14 protein-coding genes are annotated in these 16,783 nt (G+C 67.8%); 12 read left to right on the top strand and 2 right to left on the bottom strand.

Translation table 11 applies throughout. From position 1 onward, the window contains the following. The first annotated feature begins 30 nt into the window (after positions 1–30). The 10 genes from ACWDUD_RS06750 to ACWDUD_RS06705 all read left to right on the top strand — a co-directional run bounded on the left by ACWDUD_RS06750 (position 31) and on the right by ACWDUD_RS06705 (position 12,843). Positions 31–597 (top strand): flavin reductase family protein, encoded by a 567-nt coding sequence (locus ACWDUD_RS06750; protein WP_248674219.1) that lies wholly within the window; start codon positions 31–33, stop codon positions 595–597. Between the two features lie 45 nt (positions 598–642). Continuing rightward, positions 643–2,259 (top strand): 4-hydroxyphenylacetate 3-hydroxylase family protein, encoded by a 1,617-nt coding sequence (locus ACWDUD_RS06745; protein WP_248674220.1) that lies wholly within the window; start codon positions 643–645, stop codon positions 2,257–2,259. An 81-nt stretch (positions 2,260–2,340) separates the two neighbouring features. Next, on the top strand, positions 2,341–2,832 hold the full coding sequence (locus tag ACWDUD_RS06740) for a hypothetical protein (RefSeq protein ID WP_248674221.1): 492 nt from the start codon (positions 2,341–2,343) through the stop codon (positions 2,830–2,832). A 283-nt stretch (positions 2,833–3,115) separates the two neighbouring features. Then, on the top strand, positions 3,116–4,489 hold the full coding sequence (gene benA / locus ACWDUD_RS06735) for a benzoate 1,2-dioxygenase large subunit (protein WP_248674222.1): 1,374 nt from the start codon (positions 3,116–3,118) through the stop codon (positions 4,487–4,489). A 13-nt stretch (positions 4,490–4,502) separates the two neighbouring features. Further along, positions 4,503–5,006, top strand: a complete 504-nt coding sequence (gene benB, locus ACWDUD_RS06730; RefSeq protein ID WP_450108792.1) for a benzoate 1,2-dioxygenase small subunit — start codon at positions 4,503–4,505, stop codon at positions 5,004–5,006. 31 nt (positions 5,007–5,037) lie between these two features. Then, positions 5,038–6,654: a benzoate 1,2-dioxygenase electron transfer component BenC gene (gene benC, locus ACWDUD_RS06725; RefSeq protein ID WP_450108791.1), complete on the top strand. Its 1,617-nt coding sequence runs from the start codon at positions 5,038–5,040 to the stop codon at positions 6,652–6,654. Then, positions 6,651–7,445 (top strand): 1,6-dihydroxycyclohexa-2,4-diene-1-carboxylate dehydrogenase, encoded by a 795-nt coding sequence (locus ACWDUD_RS06720; protein WP_450108790.1) that lies wholly within the window; start codon positions 6,651–6,653, stop codon positions 7,443–7,445. The genes benC and ACWDUD_RS06720 overlap by 4 nt, the downstream gene beginning before the upstream one ends. A 106-nt stretch (positions 7,446–7,551) precedes the next feature. Next, positions 7,552–8,883, top strand: a complete 1,332-nt coding sequence (locus ACWDUD_RS06715; protein WP_450108789.1) for an MFS transporter — start codon at positions 7,552–7,554, stop codon at positions 8,881–8,883. An 11-nt stretch (positions 8,884–8,894) separates the two neighbouring features. Further along, positions 8,895–11,579, top strand: a complete 2,685-nt coding sequence (locus tag ACWDUD_RS06710) for an AAA family ATPase (RefSeq protein WP_450108825.1) — start codon at positions 8,895–8,897, stop codon at positions 11,577–11,579. 10 nt (positions 11,580–11,589) lie between these two features. Then, positions 11,590–12,843 carry a benzoate/H(+) symporter BenE family transporter gene (locus tag ACWDUD_RS06705; protein WP_450108788.1) on the top strand — a complete coding sequence of 418 codons (1,254 nt, stop codon included), beginning with the start codon at positions 11,590–11,592 and terminating at the stop codon, positions 12,841–12,843. Here ACWDUD_RS06705 and ACWDUD_RS06700 read toward each other — a convergent pair. Then, positions 12,840–13,646 carry a class I SAM-dependent methyltransferase gene (locus ACWDUD_RS06700; protein WP_450108787.1) on the bottom strand — a complete coding sequence of 269 codons (807 nt, stop codon included), beginning with the start codon at positions 13,644–13,646 and terminating at the stop codon, positions 12,840–12,842. The two genes, ACWDUD_RS06705 and ACWDUD_RS06700, sit on opposite strands and share 4 nt — an antisense overlap. Before the next feature lie 100 nt (positions 13,647–13,746). Next, complete coding sequence (gene rsgA / locus ACWDUD_RS06695; RefSeq protein WP_450108786.1) at positions 13,747–14,655, bottom strand: ribosome small subunit-dependent GTPase A; 909 nt, start codon at positions 14,653–14,655, stop codon at positions 13,747–13,749. A 257-nt stretch (positions 14,656–14,912) separates the two neighbouring features. Here rsgA and ACWDUD_RS06690 point away from each other — a divergent pair, with 257 nt between their 5' ends. Together ACWDUD_RS06690 and ACWDUD_RS06685 are read left to right on the top strand one after the other, a co-directional pair. Beyond that, complete coding sequence (locus ACWDUD_RS06690) at positions 14,913–15,620, top strand: polysaccharide deacetylase family protein (RefSeq protein ID WP_450108785.1); 708 nt, start codon at positions 14,913–14,915, stop codon at positions 15,618–15,620. Between the two features lie 92 nt (positions 15,621–15,712). After that, complete coding sequence (locus ACWDUD_RS06685; RefSeq protein WP_450108784.1) at positions 15,713–16,720, top strand: NAD(P)H-dependent glycerol-3-phosphate dehydrogenase; 1,008 nt, start codon at positions 15,713–15,715, stop codon at positions 16,718–16,720. Positions 16,721–16,783 lie beyond the last annotated feature (63 nt).

The raw sequence follows: 16,783 nt of genomic DNA, 5'->3' as shown, positions 1-16,783 counted from the left end.
CACGACGGATCGACCGGAAGGGCCTCCGAGATGGACCAGCGAGAGCTTCGAAACATCTTCGGGCAGTTTGCAAGTGGCGTCACCGTCATCACCTGCAACAACCACGAGGGCACCCCGCACGGGGCCACCGTCACCGCATTCACCGCGGTTTCGCTCGAACCGCGACTGTGCCAAGTGACCCTGACGCGCACTTCGAAGGCGTGCCGCTTCCTGTCCGGTGCGCCGTTCGCGGTGAACATCCTCGCCGACGACCAGATCGACACCGCCATGCACTTCGCGGGACGTCCCCAGTCCCCCGAACCCGTGTGGGAGCAGGGCCCGACTGCCCCGATCCTCGCCGGCACCGCAGCCACCTTGTCGTGCGTGCCGTGGCGCGAATACGACGGCGGCGACCACATCATCTACATCGGCGAGATCGTCGACGCCACCGCCCGCGCCGACGCACAACCGCTTCTCTTCTACCGCAGCACATTCCACGACCTCGGCAGACCCAGCGCGTCCGCCGCATGGAACGGATCGCTCGACGACCCGCACAGCGGATGGTTCGACGCATCCACCCGCTTCACGCCCATGCGCATCGCCGTCCCCACGGCGTGACCCCCGTACTTCTTCATCACCTTCCCCGTCACCAGGAGAAATGACATGACCACGACCGAGCCCCGCCCCACCGAGACGGTCGACCGATCCAAGGTCAACGTCGCCGCCGACTGCGCGGCCAACCAGCAGCAGAACTTCACGAGCCGCCCGATGACGGGGGACGAGTACATCGAGTCGATCAAGGACGGTCGCGAGATCTACCTGCACGGAGAGCGGGTGAAGAACTACACCGAGCATCCGGCCTTCCGCAATTCGATCCGCATGACGGCCCGCCTGTACGACGCGCTGCACACCGGCGAGCACGTGGACAAGCTCACCACCCCCACCGACACCGGCAACGGCGGCGTCACCATGCCGTTCTTCCGTACCCCCAAGTCCGCGGACGACCTGCGCGCCGACCGCGACGCCATCGCCACCTGGGCCCGCCTGACCTACGGCTGGATGGGCCGCAGCCCCGACTACAAGGCCTCATTCCTCGGCACCCTCGGCGCCAACGACGAGTTCTATTCACCGTTCCAGGACAACGCGAAGCGCTGGTACCGGGAATCGCAGGAGAAGGTCCTGTACTGGAACCACGCGATCATCAACCCGCCGGTGGACCGGTCGCTGCCGCCGGACGAGGTCGGCGACGTGTTCATGAAGGTCGAGAAGGAGACCGACGCCGGTCTCATCGTCTCGGGCGCCAAGGTCGTCGCGACCGGCTCGGCGATCACGAACTACAACTTCATCGCCCACTACGGCCTGCCGATCAAGAAGAAGGAATTCGCGCTGATCTGCACGGTGCCGATGGACGCCCCCGGCATCAAGCTCATCTCCCGTGCGTCGTACTCGCAGAACGCCAACGTCGTCGGCTCGCCGTTCGACTACCCGCTCTCCTCGCGCATGGACGAGAACGACGCCATCTTCATCTTCGACAAGGTGCTCGTGCCCTGGGAGAACGTCTTCATGTACGGGGACGTCGAGAAGATCAACAACTTCCTCGGCGGGTCCGGCTTCCTCCAGCGCTTCACCCTGCAGGGCTGCACCCGCCTCGCGGTCAAGCTCGACTTCATCGCCGGTCTGCTCATGAAGGCCCTCGACGCCACCGGCGCCGGCGGATTCCGCGGCGTGCAGACCCGCGTCGGTGAGGTCATCGGCTGGCGAAACCTGTTCTGGTCGCTGAGCGATGCGATGGTCAACAACCCCGAGCCGTGGATCGGTGACACCGTCACCCCGAAGCTCGAATACGGTCTGACCTACCGGATGTTCGCGATGCAGGGCTACCCGCGGATCAAGGAGATCATCGAGCAGGACGTCGCGTCCGGCCTGATCTACCTGCCGTCCTCGGCCGCCGACTTCCAGAACCCGGACGTCCGGCCCTACCTGGACAAGTACGTCCGCGGCTCGGACGGCATCACGGCCGTCGACCGGGTCAAGGTCATGAAGGCACTGTGGGATTCGATCGGATCCGAGTTCGGTGGCCGCCACGAACTGTACGAGCGGAACTACGCCGGCAACCACGAGAACGTCAAGGCCGAGCTGCTGTTCGCCGCCGAGGGACGCGGTGACGTCGCCTCCATGAAGGGCTTCGCCGAGCAGTTCATGAGCGAGTACGACCTCGACGGCTGGACGGTTCCGGACCTCATCGGAAACGCCGACGTCAGCGCCTTCTACAAGAAGTAACCCAGACTGCCGCGCGCGGGCAGCAGTGCCCCTACCTGCCCGCGCGCGGTATCGAACCACCACCTCGCGAAGGAGCGCCCGATGTTCCTGGCACAGCCGGATTCCCGACCCCCCTGCATCCCGGAATTCGATGTAGCCGTCGTCGGGCGCTCCTTCGCCTCCCTTCGCGCAGCGATCCGCCTGCGCAACGAGCTCCACCTCTCGGTCCTCGAAATCGACACCGCCACATCGGCTTCGTACGACGAGATCGACAACCGGTGGGACATCCGGTGCGACCGCGAGGTCGTCGCCCACGCCAAGTTCGTCGTCGACGGCGACGGGCACGTGCCACTGAAAGGCCGCGACGGCAACGCATTCGAGGCATCCGACCTCACCGCGTACGGATTCCCCAACCTGTTCCGTCCGGTCCACACGACCCGCACCGACAGCGTCGGATACACGGTCCGGTGCATCGGTCACATGCGGACGCACGGCCACGACTACGTCGAGCGACGCCTGCACACCCCGATCGCCGACGACGACTATCCCGAACTGTCCTTCGACCGTCCCGTCCCGCCCATGTGGGTCGGATAGCACCGCACCCACCTCCCCGCAAGACAGCCGCACACGTCCTGAACGTGTGCGGCTGTCTTTGTGTGCGCAGACACCCGCCGGCGTGGCCGTGTCCAGGGCCTTTCGGCATCACCGCCGGGGGTCCTAGGCACCCCTAGGCATTTCCCCGGTGTGACCGGAGACACAGGGTGGCATCGTAGAGGCATCACGGCGCAGATCCAGCCCACCGAGGATCCGAGCCGGAACCCCCGGACCGATCCCCGCATCGCCATTCCCCCGGTACGACGCCACATTGGAGTTCCCCATGACCGACACCATCGACCACGTGCGTTCCCACCTCGACGACGCCCTCGTCGAGGACGCTGCGAACGGCCGCTACCAGGTGCGGCGCGACATCTTCACCGACGAAGAGATCTTCGAGATGGAGATGAAGCACATCTTCGAGGGCAACTGGGTGTACCTCGCGCACGAGAGTCAGGTGCCCAACGCCGGGGACTACTTCACCACCTACATCGGCCGCCAGCCCGTCGTCATCACCCGCGACAAGGACGGCGAACTGCACTGCCTCATCAATGCGTGCAGCCACCGCGGCGCGATGCTGTGCCGGCGCAAGACCGACAACCGGACCACGTTCACGTGCCCGTTCCACGGCTGGACGTTCCGCAACAACGGCAAGCTGCTCAAGGTCAAGGATCCCCGCGACGCCGGCTACCCGGAACAGTTCAACACCGACGGCAGCCACGACCTGACCCGTGTCGCCCGCTTCGGCAACTACCGCGGATTCCTGTTCGGCAGCCTCAACCCCGACGTCGACTCCCTCGAGGACCACCTCGGCGACACCACCAAGATCATCGACATGGTCGTGGACCAGTCCCCCGAGGGACTCGAGGTGCTGCGCGGCGCGTCCACCTACACCTACGACGGCAACTGGAAACTGCAGGCGGAGAACGGCGCCGACGGCTACCACGTGTCCGCGACGCACTGGAACTACGCGGCCACCACCGCCCGTCGCACGGCCGGGGAATCGGCCAACGAGACCCGGGCGATGGACGCCGGCACGTGGGGTAAGCAGGGCGGCGGCTACCACTCGTTCGAGAACGGCCACCTGCTGCTGTGGATGTGGTGGGGCAACCCGCAGGACCGCCCCCTCTACCCGCGCAAGGACGAGCTCGCCGCCGAGTTCGGGGAGAAGAAGGCCGAATTCATGGTCGGCGCGTCACGCAACCTGTGCCTGTACCCGAACGTGTATCTGATGGACCAGTTCTCGTCGCAGATCCGCCACTTCCGGCCGATCGCGGTGGACAAGACCGAGGTGACGATCTACTGCATCGCCCCCAAGGGTGAGTCCGCCGAGTCCCGCGCCAACCGGATCCGCCAGTACGAGGACTTCTTCAACGCGACGGGCATGGCGACCCCGGACGATCTCGAGGAGTTCCGGTCCTGCCAGAAGACCTACCTCGCGACCGCAGCACCGTGGAACGACATGAGCCGCGGCGCCACGCACGTGCTCAACGGCCCGGATCAGGTCGCGAAGGACCTGGGCATGACCAACGTGCTGTCGAGCGGCGTGAAGACCGAGGACGAGGGCCTCTACCCGATCCAGCACAGGTACTGGCTCGAGACGATGCGCAAGGCCGCCGAGGCCGAAGCCCGGTCCACCGCCGCGAACGAGCGCTGAGGGAAACGAAACAATGACCATTGCAACAGAATTGACGCAGACCGCGATCGAGCAGTTCCTCTACAAGGAAGCACGGTTGCTCGACGACCGCGAGTTCGAGAAGTGGCTCGAGTGCTACCACCCGCAGGCCGAGTACTGGATGCCCGCGTGGGACGACAACGGTGAACTCACCGAGGACCCGCAGCGCGAGATCTCGCTCGTGTACTACCCGAACCGCGGCGGGCTCGAGGACCGGGTGTTCCGCATCCGCACCGACCGCTCGTCGGCGACGTCGCTGCCCGAGCCCCGCACGGGCCACAACATCACCAACGTCGAGATCCTCGAGCGCCGCGGCACCGAGATCGACCTGCGCCACAACTGGTTCTCGCTGTACTACCGCTACAACACGACCGACACGTACTTCGGCACGAACTTCGTCACCCTCGACGTGTCCGGACCCGAGCCGGTGATCCGGAAGAAGAAGATCGTCCTGAAGAACGACTACATCCACCACATCGTGGACGTCTACGTCGTCTGATCACCCCGATTCACGAAAGAAGGCACATGCCATGAGCTTTCAAGTGGCACTGAGCTTCGAGGACGGGGTCACCCGCTTCGTCAAGTGCGGCCCGAACGAGACGGTCGCGGACGCGTCGTACAAGGCGCGCATCAACATTCCCCTCGACTGCCGGGACGGCGCGTGCGGCACCTGCAAGGCGCTGTGCGAGTCCGGTAGCTACGACGGCGGCGACTACATCGAGGAAGCGCTGACCGACGACGAGGCCGAGCAGGGCTACTGCCTGCCCTGCCAGATGACACCGGAATCCGACCTGGTGCTGCAGATCGCGACGACCTCCGACGTCGCGAAGACCGCCGCCACGACCTACTCGGCGACGATCACCGACATCCGCCGGTTCTCGGACAGCACGATCGGTTTCAGCGTCGAGATCCCGAACCGCGACGATCTGGTGTTCCTGCCCGGCCAGTACGTGAACATCACGGTGCCCGGCACCGACCGGAGCCGCTCGTACTCGTTCAGCACCGGCCCGAACGACGAGCACCTGTCGTTCCTGGTCAAGATCACCGAGGGTGGACTGATGTCGGAATACCTGCGCGATCGCGCGCAGGTAGGCGACACCCTCGAGTTCACCGGCCCGCTCGGCAGCTTCTTCCTGCGCGAACGCAAGCGCCCCGCGCTGCTGCTCGCCGGCGGCACCGGTCTGGCCCCGATCCTCGCGATCCTGGCCACGATGCAGGAACAGGGCAGCGACCTGCCCGTGCACCTGATCTACGGTGGCACCTTCGACCGCGACATCGTCGAACTCGACACCCTCGAGGGGTACACGAAGTCGCTGCCGAACTTCAGCTTCGACTACTGCGTCGCGGATCCCGACTCGGCAGCACCGAACAAGGGGTACGTCACCTCGCTGTTCGAGCCGAAGCATCTCAACGACGGCGACGTCGACGTGTACCTGTGCGGCCCACCGCCGATGGTCGAGGCGGTGCGCACCCACTTCGGGAACGAGGGCGTCACCCCCGCCAACTTCTACTTCGAGAAGTTCAACAATTCCGCGGCCGGTTCCGACCAAGGTGCCGTGCAGGTCACCGAGCCCACCGACGCCGAGCGTGCCGCGGCCGAGAAGGCTTCCGCCGAAACCGGTCTGCCCGTCTCGCTCGGAGCCGCGAACCCCACCGTGGCGGACAACTACGAGATCGGCGAGGAGCACCCGCCCGTCGCGGAGTCCGATGCCCAGTTCGACGCCCGCATGGCACTCGAACTCGGCGCGCTCGAACTGACGATCGGCCGGCTCACCGACGCCCAGCTCGCCGAGTTCCGCTTCCTGGCCGAGGCATCGACCGCGTCGATCGAACGCGACCGGTTCACGGACGCCGCCGCGTTCACCGACACCAACGCGGCGTTCCACGAATTCCTGTTCCGCTGCTGCGGCAACCCGGTGCTGCTCGAGGCGTACAACCGGCTCGAGGTCACCCAGCTGATGCGCCGCGTGCTGCGCACCGCGCAGTGGGTGGACGAGCAGGTCCCCCACGACCATCTGAAGATCGTCGAGGCGTTCGAACGCGGAAACCGTGCCGCGGCACGCGATCTCATCGTCTCCCACGCCCAGCACGCGAAGGAGACCATGCGTCGCGCCATCGAGGACCGCAAGAAGGCGGAAATCGCATGAGCCCCCGCGTCTTTCCCGGCCGGTTCGACGACCGCGCGGTCGTCGTGACCGGTGCCGCACAGGGCATCGGATGCGCGGTCGCGAGGCGGATCGCGGCCGAGGGCGGCGACGTCGTCCTGATCGACCGCGCCGACCTCGTCCACGACGTCGCGAAGGAACTGCGGGAGAACGGCGCCCGCGCGCATTCCGTGACCGCCGACCTCGAAACGTTCGAGGGCGCACAGGCCGCGATCGACGAGGCGCGACAGCAGAACGGGCGCATCGACGTGCTGATCAACAACGTCGGCGGAACCATCTGGGCCAAGCCGTACGAGCACTACACGCCCGAGCAGATCCAGGCCGAGGTGCAGCGCTCGTTGTTCCCCACACTGTGGACGTGTCGGGCGGTCCTGCCGCACCTGATCGCGCAGAACTCCGGCACGATCGTCAACGTCTCGTCGGTCGCGACCCGCGGCGTCAATCGCGTCCCGTACGCGGCCGCCAAGGGCGGGGTCAACGCGATCACCGCGGCACTGGCACTGGAGGTCGCGCAGTACGGGATCCGGGTGGTCGCGACCGCACCGGGCGGCACCGACGCCCCGGCCCGCCGGGTCGCGCGCGGACCGGCAGCGCAGACCGACCAGGAGAAGACCTGGTACCAGCAGATCGTCGACCAGACCGTCGACTCGTCGCTGCTCAAGCGGTACGGCACGCTCGACGAGCAGGCCGCCGCCATCACGTTCATGGCATCAGAGGAAGCCTCGTACATCACCGGCACGGTTCTGCCCGTCGCCGGCGGCGATCTGGGCTAGCCCGCCGCCCCCGGGCCTCACCGACAGGGCCATTTCCGGCCCCGACGGTGAGGCCCGTTTTTCTCTCCCGATTGTTTTGTGACAGCCCTCACCAACTGGAGTGATCATGACCCAGCCCACAGAATGGGCGAGTGCGCGGCACCGCCGTTCCGTCCTCTGGATCGTCGCGCTGGCGACGCTCGCGATCGTCTTCGACGGCTACGACCTGGTCGTCTACGGCACCATCCTGCCCACACTGATGGCCGACCCGGGCCAGCTCGGGCACATCTCCGCCGAGCAGGGCGGTGCGCTCGGCTCGTACGCACTGGTCGGCGTCATGGTCGGCGCGCTGGTCACCGGCGCCTTCGGTGACCGCGTCGGGCGGCGGAAGATGATGCTCCTGCACATCGTCTGGTTCTCCGTCGGCATGGCCGCCGCGGCACTGTCGACGAACCTCGCGATGTTCGGCGCGCTGCGGTTCTTCACCGGCATCGGCGTCGGAGGGCTCGTGGCCACCGCCGGTGCCGTCGTCGCCGAGTTCGCACCGGCAGGCAAGCGCAATCTCTACAACGCGATCGTGTACAGCGGCGTCCCCGCCGGCGGTGTCCTCGCGTCCCTGCTGGCGATCGTGCTGCGCGACGCGATCGGCTGGCGTGGCCTGTTCCTGATCGGCGCGCTGCCGCTGGTGATCCTGCTGCCCCTCGCCTTGGCGAAACTCCCCGAGTCGCCGCAGTGGCTGATCTCGCGCGGTCGCACCGACGACGCCGCCGCGGTCTCGTACAAGTTCGACATCCCGGTGCCCGCACCCTCGGCGCCGACCGTCGAGAAGGCCGGTTTCGCTGCGCTCGCCACCCGTCGGTATGCTTGGGGAACAACACTTCTCGGACTGATGAGCTTCTCCGGACTGCTGCTCACCTACGGGCTGAACACCTGGCTTCCGAAGATCATGGCGGACGCCGGGTACAACGCGAAGGGCTCGCTCGCGTTCCTGCTCGTCCTCAACGGCGGCGCGATCCTCGGCGGCCTGCTCGCCTCCCGAGTCGCCGACGGTCGCGGACCCCAACCCGTCGTCGTCACCACCTTCGGTCTCGCCGCCCTCGCCCTGGTGCTGCTCACCTTCGGGTTCCCGCTGCCGGTGCTCCTCGCCGCGGTCGCGATCGCCGGTGTCGGCACGATCGGCACCCAGGTGCTCATCTACGGCTTCGTGTCCAACTACTACGAGACCCGGGCCCGAGCCGCGGGCGTCGCGTGGTGCGCCGGGTTCGGCCGCCTCGGCGGGATCGTCGGACCGATCATCGGCGGCGTGCTCATCGGTGCAGGTCTGAGCAACAACGTCAACTTCTACATCTTCGCCGGAATCGCACTCGCCGGTGCGGTCGTCACCTTCTTCGTGCCGGCCCGTCCGACCGCGCCGAACACCGAACCGGAGCCTGCGGTCGCGGCTACCGTGGATGTGTGACGGGATCTTCCATGCTGGTCGGACGTACCCGCGAGCTCGCAGAGCTCGAACGGATCCTCGACGAGGCGCGAACCGGTACCCCCGGGCTCGCCCTCGTCGAGGGTCCGCCCGGTATCGGAAAGACCACCCTGGTAAGAACTTTCGCCGAATCGCTGTCCGGCTGGACGGTTCTCGGTGCGACCTGCGCAGAGTGGGAGTCGCACCGGGAGTGGTCCGTCGCCGAACAGCTGCTGCAGGCGCCGGTGACGGCGACGGAGCCCGTCGACGTCGCTCACGAGATCCTCGCCGGCCTGACGGGCCCCACGGTGATCGTCGTCGACGACGCGCATCGGTCCGATCCCGCGTCGCTGCAGGCGCTGTCGTCCTTGATCCGCCGCGCCCACGGTCACCCGCTCTTCATGATGTGGCTGATCCCCGACGTTCTGCCCGAGACCGTCGACGGCGAGGTCGCCCACATCCTCGACATGCACCGCACCGTCACGGTGCACGTCGGGCCGCTCTCCCCCTCGGACATCTCCCAGCTGGCCCTAACACGTGCCGGCGTCGACCTGTCCGCGTGGACGGCGCGACGCCTGTACGAACACACCCTCGGAAGTCCCCTTCCGACCCTGCAGGTCATCGACGAGATGCCCCGATCACAGTGGCAGCACTGGCAGGACCGGTTCCCGGCGCCGAAGCAACATGCCGCGACGGTGCGCCGGAGGCTCGCCGGCTGTTCGGAAGAAACTCGCCTGCTCGTCGAATCGGCGGCGATCCTCGGTACCGACAGCTCCCTCGCGCATGCCGCGTCACTCGCCGAACTGGACGACCCGACGACCGCCCTCGACGACGCCCACACGGCCGGGTTGCTCACGATGCGGGAACAACGCGGTGTCGTCACGCTGTCGTTTCCGGACCCGATGACCCGAGCAGCCGTGGTCGACGGGCTCGGCCCGGCGCGACGGCAGGAACTGCACGCCCGGGCAGCGGAGATCGTCGACGACGAGGGCGCCTCCCTGCTCCATCTGGTGTCCGCCACTCACCGGTCCGATGCCGGCCTCGCCGACCGCCTCGATCGGTACGCGCAGGCGCGCGCGTCGGACGGAGCGTGGTCGGATGCGGCCGAGGCCCTCATCATCTCGAGCCGGATCACCCCGGACCGGGAGTTGCGGACCGAACGCCTGATCCGCGGAGTCGACGCACTCACCGGTGCCGCCGACCTCCCGCAGGCGCTGACGTTCGTCCCCGAGATCGAAAGCGCCCCTGGTGGTCCCATGCGTGACGCCGTGCTCGGGTACCTGGCCATCCAACGCGGGCGCGCCGCCGAAGCACACGAACTGCTCACCCGCGCCTGGACATCGATCGACGACACCGACGCGGATCCACAGCTCGCTGCGTTGATCTGCCAGCGCATGGTGCTGCACTCGCTGGCCGGGCTGCGCGGTGACGAACTCGTCGAGTGGGCCGACCGTGCCGCCGCACTGGTACCCCGGGCCACGCCGGCCGCCGTCGAATCCGCGGCCGTCCGCGGTCTCGGTCTCGCCCTGACCGGTCGTGTCGACGAGGGAGTGGCGTCGTACGCGACCCTCTCCGACCACGTCGGATCGGGCGCCCAGAGCCAACGTTTCCGCATGGCCGAAGGCTGGCTGGCGCTGGCGCTCGACGACCCCGGCCGGGCGCGGGCGGAACTCGAATCGGCGGAACCGACCGCGTTCCGGGGAGGCTCGCTACGCATCTCGCTGTGGGCGCAGGCATGGCTGGCCCGCACCCAGTTCGCGCTCGGCGAGTGGGACGATGCGATCCGCACGGTCGATCGTGCGGCCGCCCAGCTCGACCGCACCGGACTGGATCTCCTTCGCCCCCTTGTGCACTGGACCGGCGCTCAGATCCATGCGCTGCGCGGGGACCGCGCCAGGGCGCGCGAACACCTGCTGCGAGGCCGCGCGGGCACCCACGACTACGCGATGATGCTGGCGCCGTCGGCGATCTCGGCAGCGCAGGTCTCCGAGATCGCAGCGGAATACGGCGACGTGCTGCGGCATCTCGAACCGCTTGCCGCCGTGCAGCACCGGCAGGGACTCGACGAACCGGGCTTCTGGCCGTGGCCGGACCTGTACGCCAACGCACTCGTCATGACCGGACGGGTGGACGAGGCCGACGTATTCCTCCGCCCCTTCGAGGAACGCGCCGCGGCACGCGGACACCGGTCCGCGATGGCGCGCGTCGGATACGTGCGCGGTCGAATCCAGGGCTCACGCGGCGACATCGACGCGGCACGTGACACTTTCGAGTCTGCTCTCGCGCAACTGGCGCCGCTGCCGTTGCCGTACGACCGCGCCCGGGTGAGCTACGCCTACGGGCAGACGATGCGCCGGGCGGGTCGACGCCGCGAGGCCGACGCGGTGATGCGCTCGGCCCGGGAACTGTATTCGACGCTCGGCGCGACCAGTTACGTCCAACGTTGCGATCGTGAACTCAAGGCGGGCGGCCTGAAGGCCGGCGAGGAGACCGCGGACCGTTCGGTCGACGCCGTCGCCCTCACCCCGCAGGAACAGGCGGTGGCGGCACTCGTCGCAGCCGGCCACACGAACAAGGAAGTGGCCGGCGAACTGTTCCTGTCCGTCAAGACCGTGCAGTATCACCTGACCCGGGTGTACGCGAAGTTCGGCATCCGTTCCCGGAGCGAACTCGCGGCCCGGTTCCGAGAACAGGAGTAGTTGTTTCAGAATGACCGCAGTCGACGAAGACGCCCGGACCGGCGCCGATACCGTCCTGTTCGAACGTCCCGCGCGACCACGCACCACTCTGCGTCGGCTCGGTCGCGACCTCGGGCCCGGATATGCAGCCAACGGCCTTGTCGGGCTGATCTTCTCGTGCACCGGACCGGTCGCGGTGATACTCGCCGCCGGCGCCGCCGGAGGACTGAGCGCACCGCAGCTCGCGTCGTGGATCTTCGGGGTGTTCGTACTCAACGGAATCCTCACCATCGCGATGAGCCTCGCGTACCGTCAGCCGCTCGGGTTCTTCTGGACCATCCCCGGCACGGTGGTGGTCGGCGAATCGCTCACGCACCTGAGCTGGCCCGAAGTGATCGGCGCGTACGTCGTCACATCCGCACTGATTCTGCTGCTGGGACTTTCGGGTCTCGTGCGGCGCGTGATGTCGGCGCTGCCCATGCCGATCGTGATGGCCATGGTGGCCGGGGTGTTCCTGAAGTTCGGGGTGGATCTCGTGCGGGCACTCGACGCCGACGTCGCGATCGCGGTGCCGATGGTCCTGGTGTTCCTGGCGCTCAGCGCAGTTCCGCCTCTCGGCAAGTGGATGCCGCCGATCCTGGGGGCGCTGCTCACGGGAGTGGTCGCGGTCGCGGTGTCCGGCCGGTTCGATCCGGTCGGCGACGATGCCGGGGTGTTCGCGTCACCCGTGTTCACCGCGCCGGTGTTCACCTGGACGGCGATCCTGGAACTCGTTGTTCCGCTCGCCATCACGGTGCTTGTCGTGCAGAACGGGCAGGGTGTCGCGGTGCTGCGCAGCGCCGGACATCACCCGCCGATCAACGTGGCGACGGTCGCGTGCGGGGTGTGGTCCTTCGCGGCAGCGGCGGTCGGCGCCGTGTCCACGTGCCTGACCGGACCGACCAACGCGTTGCTGGTGTCCTCCGGCGAACGCAGCCGCCAGTACACGGCCGCCGTGACGTGCGGCGTACTGGCGATCGTGTTCGGCTCGTTCGCACCGCTGTTCGTGCGGTGGATGACCGCGGCGCCCGTCGCATTCGTCGCCACGCTCGGTGGGCTGGCGATGCTGCGGGCACTGCAGGGCGCGTTCGTCGCCGGGTTCGGTCGCACCCACACGATGGGCGCGCTGGTTGCGTTCGTGGTCACCGCGTCGAACGTCGCGTTCTGGAACATCGGCGCCGCATTCTGGGGCCTGGTCGCGGGCGTTGCGGTGTCGTGGCTGCTCGAGCGCAGCGACTGGACTTAGTTTATGCGGCAGAGGATCTCGCTGTGGAGCAGTGCGAACCAACCGTCTTTGTCGGCAGTCCAGGTACGCCAGCCGTCCGAGATGTGGGCGAGGTCGTCGCCGGTTGCGAACCCCAGTTCGATCGCCCGATCGGCGTAGTTCGACTTCAGAACCCGGTCGGCCCACGACCCGCCCCACCACTCGCGGTCCTCGTCGGACGAGAAGCACCATGCGCTCGCGGTGCAGACCACGTCGTCCAGGCCGGCCGCGTGCGCCCAGGCACGGAGGCGTCGCCCCGCGTCGGGTTCGCCACCGTTCGCGCGAGCGATGTCGTGGTAGAGCGACAGCCATCGGTCGAGTTCGGGATTCTCGGGGTACCAGGTGAAGGTGCCGTAGTCGGCGTCACGGGCTGCGACGATGCCACCCGGCTTGCAGACCCGAGCCATCTCGCGCAGCGCCTGCACCGGGTCGCCGACGTGCTGCAGAACCTGGTGAGCGTGGACGACGTCGAACGAGTCGTCGGGAAAGTCGAGTGCGTGGATGTCGGAGACGACCGTCTCTGCATTGGTGATCCCGCGCCGGGTGAACTCGTTCCGGGCGAGATCGAGGGCCTCGTCGTTCATTTCGACCGCGGTGACCTCGGCGACCACCCCGGCGAAGTCCGCGGTGATCGTCCCGGGACCGCATCCGACGTCGAGGAGAGTCATGTCGGGCCGCAGGTGCGGCAGCAGGTATACGGCGGAGTTCTCGGCCGTGCGCCAGCGATGACCGCGCAGCACCGACTCGTCATGACCGTGTGTGTAGACGACCTCTTCGTTGCCCATGCCTCGAGCTTAGGCGACCTGCCCAGTAAGTGGGAAACCAATCCTAAATCATGAGAACGCCGACGCACGCTCCGTGAAACGCACCAGGCGATGCCGCGCATCAGCGGTCGCGGTAGTACGCCCGGATCGCTCGGCTGATCACCTTGGCCTCCCGGTTCCGCTCGTGCCGCAACCGCGCATCGGCACGCGCCGCTACCCACTCGTTCTCGCGGCGCAGCTTTCGGTGACTCTCCACCCGTCGCGCGTCGAGGTCGCCTTGTTCGACGGCAGCGCGGACCGCACATCCAGGCTCGGTCTCGTGCGCACAGTCCGTGAAGCGGCAGTGCTGCGCGAGATCGTCGATCTCGGGGAACACCGCGGCGATACCGGCATCGGCGTCCCACATTCCGACCCCGCGCAGGCCCGGTGTATCGATGAGGGTGATGCCGTCTCCCAGCGGAAACATCTCCCGATCGGTGGTGGTGTGCCGGCCCTTGCCGTCGCCGTGCCGCACCGGCGCTGTTGCCTGGATGTCGCGGCCGCACAACGCGTTGACCAGCGTCGACTTCCCGGCACCGGATGCCCCGAGGAACACGACGGTGCCCTGGATCCGGTCGCGCAGTTCGCTCAGCCCAGCCCCTTCCGGTGCACACACCTCGACCACGTTCGCGCCGGGCGCGAGCGCCACGACCTGCTCGAACACCGGTTCCGTCGTGACGTCGACCTTCGTGAGCGCGACGACCGGCTGAGCTCCACTGTCCCAGGCCAGGGCAAGCAGGCGTTCCACGCGGCCGAGATCGAGCGTGTCCGCCGCGGCCGTCACCACGACGGTGTCCACGTTTGCGGCGAGGACCTGCTCCTCCGATCGCCCCGACGCGTCGGCGCGACGGATCGCACCGGTACGCGGCAGCACGGCGCAGACCGTGCCGACCGTGTCACCGTCGGTGGCAGGTTCGCGCACGATCACCCAGTCGCCGGTACAGACCCGATGACCCGACGACCGCACCCGCAGCGGGCCCGCGGAGGTCACGGCTTCGCTGTGGCCGCGACCGGACCGCACGATTCGTCCCGGCGTCCCCTGAATATCGCTGTCCGCGAAGCATTCTGCAATCCGCCGAGTCCAGCCGTACTCGGCCAGAGGTTCGATTTCGGGTAGGACATCGGGGTGCACGGTGACTCCTGATTCATGGTGGCGCGCGGGGCCCATGTCCCGCTCCGACAGATTCCGATGGTGAACCCGGTGGCACCGCAGCGCAATCGAATTTCCGGATGGGGCAGCCTGGACCGATGACGAGACGCCTCCGCATCGTGATCACCGTCGCCGTCGCGGTGCTGCTCGTGATCGCCACCGTGCTCGGGCTCTACACGCTCTCGAACTCGCGCACCTACCAGCTTTTCGGCGATCTCGTGCACCGGGTCGAGACCGACGACAAGCTCGTCGCGTTGACCCTCGACGATGGACCGTCCGACCGCACTCCCGAAGTTCTGCGTGTCCTCGCTGAAGCAGGTGTGCCGGCGACCTTCTACGTCACCGGCGCCGAGCTGGCCGCGCGTCCCGAGATGGGTCGCGCGATCGTCGAGGCCGGGCACGAGCTCGGCAACCACACCTACACGCATCGGCGGATGATCCTCGTCGGCGGCGACACCGTGCGCGAGGAGATCGAGAGCACGGACGCGCAGATCCGCGCCGCCGGGTTCGACGGCGAGATCACGTTCCGCCCGCCCTACGGCAAGAAACTCGTCGCCCTACCCCGATATCTCGACGCACACGACCGGACCACGGTGATGTGGGACGTGGAACCGGACTCGGTCGCCGCCGACTCGACCACGATGGTCGACACGGCGCTCGCACAGACCCGTCCGGGGTCGATCATCCTGCTGCACGTGATGTATCCGGCGCGGCAGTCGTCGCTCGACGCGATTCCGGGGATCGTCGCCGGTCTGCAGGCGGAGGGCTTCCGGTTCGTGACGGTGTCGGAGCTGCTCGGCTCCTGACCCGCCCGAAAACGTACCCGCTGGTCCCTGCGTCCTGACACGCTGGAGATCTGTAGGCCTCGCCGGCAGAAACCAGACAGGGGTGATCGCAGATGGCACGTCCGGTTCGCGTCGTCGTTCTCGGTTCCGGGTCGTGGGGGACCACGGTCGCGGGGCTCGCGGCCCAGAACACGCCGACGCTGGTGTGGTCACGAAAATCCGACACCGCGGCGGAGATCAACGAGGAGCACCGGAACCGCCGCTACCTCGGCGACCGCGAGCTTCCCGCGGAACTGCGCGCCACCGACGACCTGGTCGAGGCCGCGCGAGAAGCGGACGTTTTGGTCGTCGGTGTGCCCTCGCACGCGGTGCGGGAGACGCTCGAGCAGGTCGCCGACGAGCTGCGCGCGTGGGTGCCGATCGTCTCTCTCGCGAAAGGTCTCGAGCCGGGCACCCGGCTGCGGCCGACCCAGGTGATCTCTCAGTGCCTGCCGGGACACCCGGTCGGGTTGCTCGCCGGCCCGAACATCGCCAGCGAGATCGCCGACGGCTTGGCCGCCGCGGCGGTGGTGGCGATGCAGGACGAGTCGATCGCGAGCGCCCTTCAGCCGCTGTTCGCGTCGAAGGTGTTCCGCGTCTACCGCAACACCGACGTGCTCGGTTGCGAGCTGGGTGGGGTCCTGAAGAACATCGTCGCGATCGCGGCCGGCATGGCCGAAGGACTCGGGGTCGGCGACAACACCCGCGCGATGGTTCTGGCACGGGGACTCGCCGAGATGATCCGGCTCGGCGTGGCGATGGGGGCGCAACCGCGGACTTTCTCCGGCCTGACCGGCATGGGAGATCTGATCGCCACGTGCATGAGCCCGGCGTCCCGCAACCGCCGAGTGGGCGAGGCGATCGCACGTGGGCTGTCCGTCGAGGAGGCGGTCGCCGAGTTGGGGCAGGTTGCCGAGGGTGTCAAGACCGCGCCGACGGTGATGGAACTGGCCCGCGAGTACGGCGTCGAGATGCCGATCGCCGCCGAGGTCGAAGCGGTGGTCGCGGGACGTCACACCCCCACCGAGGCCTACCGCGGCCTCCGGAAGCGCGCACCCGGCGACGAGGAGGACCTCGTCTGATCAGCCGCATATTCGGCTTTCTCGGAGGGACCCTAGAGACCCATAGATTCCCCGATTTGACTG

The organism is Rhodococcus sp. NPDC003382 (assembly GCF_053589135.1).
This window is presented reverse-complemented; position numbering and strand designations above follow the sequence as displayed.